This window comes from Oscillatoria sp. HE19RPO, assembly GCF_024220515.1.
Lineage (GTDB): Bacteria > Cyanobacteriota > Cyanobacteriia > Cyanobacteriales > Laspinemataceae > Laspinema.
The window spans coordinates 61793-70729 of record NZ_JAMXOT010000158.1; the positions used below are offsets into that span (position 1 = coordinate 61793).

General features: G+C 50.0%; 5 protein-coding genes. 4 read left to right on the top strand and 1 reads right to left on the bottom strand.

Annotated elements, in window-relative coordinates; genetic code table 11:
* Window positions 1–735 precede the first annotated feature (735 nt).
* From NG833_RS15170 to NG833_RS15185, 4 genes are all read left to right on the top strand, one after another.
* Window positions 736–3141 carry a ribonuclease R family protein gene (locus tag NG833_RS15170; RefSeq protein ID WP_254566120.1) on the top strand — a complete coding sequence of 802 codons (2406 nt, stop codon included), beginning with the start codon at window positions 736–738 and terminating at the stop codon, window positions 3139–3141.
* A gap of 322 nt (window positions 3142–3463) precedes the next feature.
* The gene (locus NG833_RS15175) at window positions 3464–4108 is read left to right on the top strand and encodes a flavin prenyltransferase UbiX (RefSeq protein WP_254566127.1); all 645 of its coding nucleotides are present in this window, start codon (window positions 3464–3466) and stop codon (window positions 4106–4108) included.
* A gap of 298 nt (window positions 4109–4406) precedes the next feature.
* Window positions 4407–5201 (top strand): LapA family protein, encoded by a 795-nt coding sequence (locus NG833_RS15180; RefSeq protein ID WP_254566121.1) that lies wholly within the window; start codon window positions 4407–4409, stop codon window positions 5199–5201.
* A 901-nt stretch (window positions 5202–6102) separates the two neighbouring features.
* Window positions 6103–8568 (top strand): DUF5906 domain-containing protein, encoded by a 2466-nt coding sequence (locus NG833_RS15185; RefSeq protein WP_254566122.1) that lies wholly within the window; start codon window positions 6103–6105, stop codon window positions 8566–8568.
* 144 nt (window positions 8569–8712) lie between these two features.
* On the opposite strand, the gene NG833_RS15190 is transcribed toward NG833_RS15185, so the two are convergent.
* A partial coding sequence (locus NG833_RS15190; protein WP_254566123.1) for a hypothetical protein occupies window positions 8713–8937 on the bottom strand: 225 nt, incomplete at its 5' end.

Below are 8937 nucleotides of genomic sequence, written 5' to 3' on the forward strand. Positions count from 1 at the left end.
GGCTAACGGCAAATATCAATTCCCTAGGGAGAAAAGCCAGAAACCATGCCGCTAGAACAAGCAACGGCTCGTTTTTATGAGTGGGATATCTAACAGATACGGCAGCAACTCGGTAGAGTTTTTCAGTGTCTTTAGATCCTAACTCTGTTCAATCCCCAGGCATGGCGAGCCAGTTTGAGGGGGTTCTACACCTAACAACCGCCCCTTCGCTTTGGCTGGTGTCCCTGGGATAGATTGGGTTCATGAATCACCGGCGAGTCTACCCCGGCATTGGGTATCTGTTCTTCATTGTCTTTAGGGATGTAAGCGCGATCGCCTTCAAATGCATTTCGCGTGGGTCAACCCTCCTGTTTTCCTGTGCAAGGAGTCCGTCAGTAACCCAAGCATTGGCCAACTGTTGGCTTGCATTGCTGGGAAACTGGACGCTGATGCTGAAAAAGTCGCACGATGCGCGTCGCTTTCCGAGTCTGTAAGTTGTGATTCGGATGGGTCGATCGGGGAGTATGATACGATAACGACCTCCGTTGAAAACTGACAGGGGATTGACGCGATGCAACTGTTTTGGCTTGAACGTTGGCATCACTATAGCTTGAAGGAAGTCAAACGAGTTCAATAAGGGGATATTCGTCATTTGCGTCACCTTTGAGGCTCGGCTGGATGGAAAACAAGCAGCAACACCAGACATTTGATGCCTGGAAAGAGAACCGAATGGATAAAAGAAGGATCGATCTCTGAATGGACTTTTCAATCGCTACACTACTGGCAAATTTTACCGATGATAAATCGGTCGCTCCCAAAATCTTAGAGAAGAAATTGGGGTGTCAGGATGAAAAAAGCACGCGCTACTTACAAATCGCGCTCGATGCGTTGGAAAAAATCGGCGTGCTTGTCAAGGAAAAAGGTCGATATCGGCGGGTTTGGGAAGAAAGTCTCGTAGAAGCAAAACTGCGCTGCTCTAGCAAGGGGTTTTGCTTTGCGATTCAGGATACGGAGGGGACTGAGGATATTTACATCCGCGAATGCCATTTGAGTAATGCCTGGAATGGCGATCGCGTGTTGGTGAATATCATTAAAGAAGGCTCTCGTCGCCGTTCTCCCGAAGGCGAGGTGAAGTTAATCCTAGAACGTGCCAACCCGTCGGTACTGGCAAGAGTCAAGCAAACGGGCAATCGCTATTTAGCGGTTCCGTTAGACGATCGCTTGTTATTTGAACTCGACCTCAAACAAAATGGGGTGTCCCTCGTCGATGCGGTCGAACATCTGGTTCATGTCGAAGTGTTGCGGTATGCTCTCGGCAGCAATCCCCCCCTCGGACGAGTCGCACAAATCCTCGGATCCGATGCAGAAGATGCCAATGATCTGGATATTGTTTGCTGTAAGCATGACTTGCCTCGCGCCTTCCCCCAAGTCGTTCTTGATGCGATCGCAGATTTACCTAAACCCCTGCGAAAAGCTGAAATTAAAGGGCGCTTAGATCTACGCAGTCTCCAAACCATTGCCTTGATGCCTGCATCCAGACTCCGCAGTTCCATTCCGACGGTGGAACAAGCGTTTAGTTTGGAGACTCTCAAAAGTGGCGAGTGGCGTCTCTCGATTCACGTATCAGATGTCGCCCACTATGTCAAGCCAGATACGGCGTTGGATCGCGAAGCTCGCAGGCGATCGGTTTCGGCACATCTGGGGGATATGGTATTGCCGATTATTCCCGAACAGTTGGCGTTGGATTCCTGCGCTTTAGTGACCGGAGAAGACCGCCTCGCGGTTTCGGTGTTAGTCATTTTAGATGATGATGGGGTGGTTGATTTTGAAATTAAACCCAGTGTCATCAAAGTTGATTATCAAGTGAGCGATCGCCAAGCGCAACCGATTCTGGATAAGTTGCAGGAAAAACATCTTGATCCGGAAACCATCCCGGCCTGGTGGTTGGAGTTTCGAGAGCGTCAAAAATCCCTGGAAGAGCCTGACCCGTTACCCTCGGCGATCGCTCAAACTCTGGAAAAAATGTTCCAATTGAGCTATGCCATGCAAAACTGGCGGCGCGCTCGTGGGGGATTTGACCTGAATCTTCCCCCCAATCAATATGGCATTTGTCCCTCGGTTTATAACGATGAAGGTGCAGAAGGGGCAATTTCCCTCTCTTCTCACATTACCGCCCAAGGGATGCTGTGTGAATTTACCATTCTGGCGAACCAACTGGTGGCCACTCACTTACAGCAATTGGGAGTTCCGGGAATTTATCGGGTGCAAGCAGCTCCCGACCTCGAACAAGTCGATGAGCTGATCAAACTCGCCAGCAATATGGGGGTAGAAGTTCTACTCGATGACCCGGAAGAAGTGACTCCGATTGACTTCCAGGACTTTACCGAAGTCTTTGCCGCCTCTGGGTGCGAGCGAGTCCTTACTTATCTCCTGGAAGATACCTTAAAACCCGCCAGTTATAGTACCACTGCCGGCTCTCACTTTGGACTGGCTCTCAACACGGGTTATACTCACTTTTGTTCCCCAGTGCAGCGATATGCAGACCTGTTGGTACAACGCTTGCTAAAAACCGTGTTTGAAGAAGGACGCGATCGCAAATCGGCTCGCTCTAAAGAGTACGTCGATCTGCATAGCAGTAACAGTCACGGCGAAATCTCTTGGAACGTTCTGCCTCCGACGACTCACAGCGAATTTGAGAGTCATTTTGCTACCATCGTCGGTCACTTGAGCGATCGTGAAAAGCTCACCCAAGAAGCAGAAGCGGACCTCCAAGGACTCAAAAAAGCCGGACTGATGAAGGCACGCACCGGCGAAACCTTCAGCGGATTAATCACCGGCGTTCAATCCTACGGATTCTTTGTGGAAATCGAAGTCGAAGGACCCGAAGGAATTCCCCTGCGTCTGGAAGGACTCGTCCATGTTTCCTCCCTCAAAGATGACTGGTACGAGTATCGTTCTCGCCTGCAAACTCTCGTCGGTCGGAAAAATCGTAAGCAATACAGCTTAGGCGATATCGTCGAAGTTCAAGTTAAAAGTGTGGATTACTACCGTCAACAAATCGACCTCGTGGCAGTCGGTGGCGGCAGTGAAGCCAGTGGCGAAGACTATACCGAATATCGCGAACGTGAACGGAATTACTATGATTACGAGGAAGATATTTAATCTCCCTTGAATCTTCTGATGATTAGCCCTGGGTCCGACAGCAAAAATTCGGACAGAAAATGGATAAAGCCCGCCTGATCGCGGGCTTAATTTTTTAAGTTTTTCAGACCCTAAAGGATAAAATATCTCCAGGCAGCCGGCCTTTGAAGGTTAACTGGAAAATTAATAGTTGTAGGTGGGATTGGCTATTTATGGATTCCGGGAAAGGATTTGCTAACCCCACTCCTGGTCTATTTACAAACTTTGCTCGGAATGATAGGATAATATTCAGTCCATTTTGTTCTAAAATTTGGCCTCACCCGCTTTAATCCTTAAATCCTCCCTGAATGAATCAAAAAAGGAGAATATTATCAACGATAAAAATAGACCTTTAATCCTTGGCATATCGGGCGCATCTGGGTTAATTTATGCCGTGCGAACGGTTAAATTTTTGTTAGAGGCAGACTATCGCATTGAACTGGTGGCATCCAAATCAACCTATATGGTTTGGCAAGCCGAAGAGAATGTTAGAATGCCTGCGGAACCCGCACAACAAGAGATATTTTGGCGCGATCGCGCCGGAAGCGTCACGGAGGGAAAACTGACTTGTCATCCCTGGCAAGATGTCGGTGCAAACATTGCCAGCGGTTCCTTCCGCACCTTGGGAATGTTGGTCATTCCTTGCAGTATGAGTACCGTTGCTAAAATAGCTACAGGATTGAGTTCTAGCTTATTAGAACGGGCGGCAGATGTTCAACTCAAAGAAGGCCGAAAACTGGTAATTGTCCCTCGGGAAACGCCCTTTAGTTTGATTCATTTGCGGAATTTAACGACATTAGCAGAAGCCGGTGCCCGAATTGTCCCGGCGATTCCAGCTTGGTATCACAAACCCCAAACCATTGAGGATTTAGTGGATTTTACCATTGCCCGGGCATTGGATCAATTCGACATTGACTGCGTACCGATTCGGCGTTGGGAAGGACAGTGAACTCCAAAAAATAAATGCCGAAACCCGCACCCTAAAGGGTGGGGCTATACGGACAAAGCCCGCCTGCGCGGGCTACTCTATAAAAACTAATTTTCATAACCGGATTTGGTATAACAATGCTCGGGTAGCCTGCGTTTGGCGTAGCCTGCGCGCCAGCGCTTAGGCAGGCTTTGTCCCTGTAGCCCCACCCTTCAGGGTGCGGGTTTAGTTTAGTAGACTCCGATGCTAAAATAGGTCCGTAGGAAGTGGGGAAACTGTGGGCATCCCTGACCGGGATTAATGAATCACAAAATAAAATATGCGTGAATTTCGGAATGTACTGCTGTTGGTTGTTTTGGGGGGATTGACAATTTTTGCTCTGCAAAATACGTCGCCATCCCTGTCTTTGGTGTTTTTAGGCATGAGGTCGATCGCCCTGCCTCTCTCTGTCTGGATTCTAGCAGCGATCGCCCTGGGGGTGTTAACTGCTTGGGCGATCGCCATTCTCTTCGGACTCTATCATTATTGGGATACCCGCGACCCCAGACCCCGCAGAAACCAACGCCCTCTGGACCCGAGTGCCTCCCCACAGCCCCCTGGAACCCGTCGCAGCGAACCCCCCTTATCACGCAATAACGCCACGGTGATTCAGGAGGATGTCCCGAATCGGTTCAATCGAAGTGGGGAAACCGGCAGTCGCATCCCTGTTCCCAACTCCAGCGAATTGGAAGAAGAAAACTGGATTGATGAAGATGAGGACTTCATTGATGAACCCAACGCCCAATCCTTTCCCGAATCAGTGGAGGGCTACAATTACGAAGTGGTCCGAGAACCCGTGGCCGAGTCTTGGGTGGGGTCCAGTTATTCCTATAGTTATGATCAGAATCGAGACTCTGGCGGGGATAAAGGCAATTCTCCCTACAATGCAGACTACCGAATTGTCACCCCACCTCCTTCAGGGGAAACATCCCCAGAGGAAACACTGGAGGAGGAAACATCCCCAGAGGCGATCGCAGAACCCACTCTGGAGGAATTCCCCAACCCCGAACCCCCAAACAGCCCCAGTTCCAGTGATGATTGGACCCCGATCCGCCGTCGCCGTGACGACTGGTAAGCATTAACCGTTCAACGTCCCGACTTCAGTCGTTTCTTCACTCAGTCATCAATTCACCCCGCCCACCGAATTCCGCTACCTCTGGTCCCTTCTCTTTGGCAAAGTAAGGCGATCGCGCTTTTCCCGTTCACAGAGGGACCCCACCCTAACCCTCCCCTTGCCAAGGGGAGGGGACTGGAGAGGAACTGAATAGAAAGGTAAATCACCGTTCACAGAGGGACCCCACCCTAACCCTCCCCTTGCCAAGGGGAGGGGACTGGAGAGGAAGTGAATGGGAAGGTGAATCATTATCCGCAAACTTGATTCTGATGAAAGTGAGATGAAAACTTGATCGCTGGGGTGGAGATACCCCAGAGAAGGACCCCCGGGAGAGGGCGATCGCATTGCAGATTTGGAATTACCGATCAATGCCTGCTGAGTCCCAGAGATGGGGATTGCAGAGTGCAGCCAGTCAAGGGAGAGGGTCCCGATAGGGCCTCGGTTTGGGTCGGAAAAAGAACCGAGACTTTATCTTATTTTTATGGTGGAGACTCGGACAAAAATGGTATTATTTTTTCCCGTGGTACTGGAGAACCGATCAAGAGAGACCCCCTTGTAATCTTTGCAATTATCTTATGTTCGATTGCGATTATGCAATCCTGGAGCATTTGACGCAGAAGCTGTAAGACAAAGGGGCTTGAGACGGACCCATACCCAGAATTAGTCCCCATGCAACACCCTAAACGATAAGGGCGCGTGGGGAGGGCATCCCCCTGTATTTACCCGTAAGACAGTTCGCTATTGCCAGTCTGGGTAAGAGGGGCGATCGCCCTATTCATTCAATTTGACCATTCCCTGAAAATACCAGTTCAGGCGCGGAACGCCCTGGTATCTTGTAAACCCTCAGTTAAAGGAGCCAATCGTGTTCAATTCTACCCGTGATGCCAGCATCAACGCTGAATTCCTGTCTGCATCTGTCAAAGTTGCCGGTGGGAGTCCATTTAATATGCTCAACTGGGTAGAAACCTTAGAACCCGTGGCAGGAAAGAAAAATCGCTATATTTGCCCAGTCTGCGAAGGACAGAATCTAACGGTTGATCCCCAAAGCGGGGCTTATCAATGCTGGAATGGGTGTGAATGTAAAGACATTCGGGCTGCCTTGGGGATTAACCGTTCGGTCATTTCCCCGGGATCACCCCGACAAAAAACTGTCCAAAAATCCTTCAAACCCGCCCCCTTCCCCGAGGGACAGCCGGTTTTAGCAAGGTTGCGTCAACCGGGGATTCCCCCTAAATCCCAAAAACTCTCCTTCCAGCCGAAAGGGGTCCCCAATCATGCCGTGGAAATCCGTTACAACTACAGCGATAACCAGGTGGTGTATCGGTTTGAATGGCTGGACCCCAAACAGCGCAAAGGTCATAAGAAAACCTTTCGGCAATGTCACCTGAATGAAGATGGATTGCCGATTTGGAGTAAAGGCAACGACCCCTGGAAAGCCTATCGAGAAACTGAGGCATTAGCAGCCAGCGCCCGCGTGGTGGAAGGGTTTCCGGTATTGTTATTGCTGGAAGGGGAAGGCTGTGTGGAAATTGCCCGAACTTTGGGGTTAGCTGCGGTGACGTTTCAAGGTAGCGCCTGGACGGATGTGGAAATTGAGAGTTTTTTGATTCGCTTGCGCCATGCCAATGAGAAGGCAACGATCGCCATCCTCCCCGATCGCGATGAAACTGGGCGGAAAAAGGCGGCGAAAGTGGCGACAGCAGCAGCCAAAGTGGGGGTTCCCTGCCTGGAACTGGACCCGACGCAGATTGATCCCGAGTTGCCGGAAAAGGGAGATATTCGGGAAATGCTGGAAAATTCGGCAATTCCCTCAGATTTGATTCAACGGTTAGAGGGAGTGATTCGCCAAGGGACTCATCGGAACTCGCAGCAGTTGGGAAGCGAAAGTTACGATAGCTTTTTCCCCGTGGTGGAGTTTAACCAGGCGATTGTGAAGTTTCTCTATGGCGATCGCCCGTGGATTTGCGTCAACAATACCCTCTATGCATGGCAGGGGACCTATTACGAAGCCTCACCGAATGCGGTAGAACTTTATCGGATTACGCAATTTTGCAATTCCTTCCCCATTGATGTGAAAGGTCAGATTCGCTATCCTTACGCCAGTTCCAGCAGTGTGAAAAAAGCCCTGGAATGGGTGAAATTGATGTTTGCGATCGCCCCGGGACGGGTGAATCCCCCGGGACTGAACTGCACCAATGGGGTTCTCCAACTCTCGTTTACTCGCAAGGGTCAGCCCTCCTGGAAACTGGTTCCCCATGACCCCCGCCAACATTTTTATCTGTATCAACCACTGGTGACGTATGACCCCGAGGCGGATCCGACGGATTGCGATCGCCTCCTGGAATGTCTGGAACCCCAATATCGGGATATTTTCCTCAAAACCATTGCCGCATCCCTGGATTTAGAATCCGTCCGTCGGTTGAAAGGACGAATGGTTAAAGCATTACTTGCCAAAGGGGATGGCAACAATGGTAAGGATAGTTTGCGGGAAGTGACAGCGATGCTGTATGGCTATCAGGGACTCACCTCGGTTTCCGTGGAAGCCTTTGAACAAGCCGATCGCGGACGGTTGTTTCCCGTTGCCCGATTGGAAGGGTCCCGGGTGAATTGGCCCTCTGAAAATCGCAACGCTGAGGCCCTGGACCGCCTGCAATGTTTGAAAATTGCCATTACCGGCGATCGGTCTTTTGTGATTGAACGCAAAGGCAAGGATGATTATGAAACGGCGATTAATGCGGTGTTTATCTTTAACTGGAACGATATCCCGGAACTGGCGGGAGTCATGGAAGCAATTCGCAGTCGCTATGCGGTCCTCCCCTTTACCAAAACCTTTGCTGTAAATCCCAACCCTCGACGCGGGGAATTGCCTGCGGACCCCCGATTCAAATATGACCCGGAGTTTTTAAAATCCAAAGTGCTGCCTGCTTATTTGAATCGAGTCTTGGAGGCGTTGCAAGGATTGATGCGCGATGGGATTGACTATAGTCCCACCCAGGAAGCGATGACCCAAATCCAATGCGCTTCGGAACATTTGTGGCAGTTTGTCAAGGATTCGGGGTTGGTGGAGGACCCAGATTCCCGGGTTTATGTCCAGGAGATTTGGCAAAAGTTGCGACAATGGTATCAGGAGACGGGGATTTTACAGGTAGAAGTCAGCGATCGCGATCGGGAGAAACTGCTGTGGTACGACTTACCCTCCGCCAGCGATCGGCATTGTAAAACTCTCAATCAGGTCCCGGTTCGTCTCCTGTCTATGTTTCCAAAAGCAAAAAAAGGCGGGGATGAACAAGGCACATTTTTGAGGGGTTTAAAATGGCATAATCCTTAATTATAGGAAAAATTGACGGGGCTAATCAGAGTGCAGAGGGGGCAGCATCCGGATGATTCATTTAACCAACAATTCCACCTGTGGCAACAGGCGTGGGATTGTTGGTTTTGGGGTTTTCCTTGCTCCGTATGAGATGAAGTCAGACTAGCTACAAAGCATAGCTTTTAAAACTTTCATTGCCTTGGCAGAAGGTTCTCTACCTATAGAGGTAGCAGCAGATTCTACCTGTAGATAGATAAACTTTCCCGTAAGATGCGGGTAAAGTAAGCACATAACAAACCGCACCGAGATATCGGTGTTCATAACACAGGCCCTTGGCCTTTTTAACAAGCCCTGATTATAAATCAAGATAAGAGACAATCCCGCTAG

What these genes read in the sequence shown, in the direction of transcription:
- NG833_RS15180 (WP_254566121.1), top strand. Translation starts at nt 4,407, where the DNA reads ATGCGTGAATTTCGGAATGTACTGCTGTTGGTTGTTTTGGGGGGATTG.
- NG833_RS15170 (WP_254566120.1), top strand. Translation starts at nt 736, where the DNA reads ATGGACTTTTCAATCGCTACACTACTGGCAAATTTTACCGATGATAAA.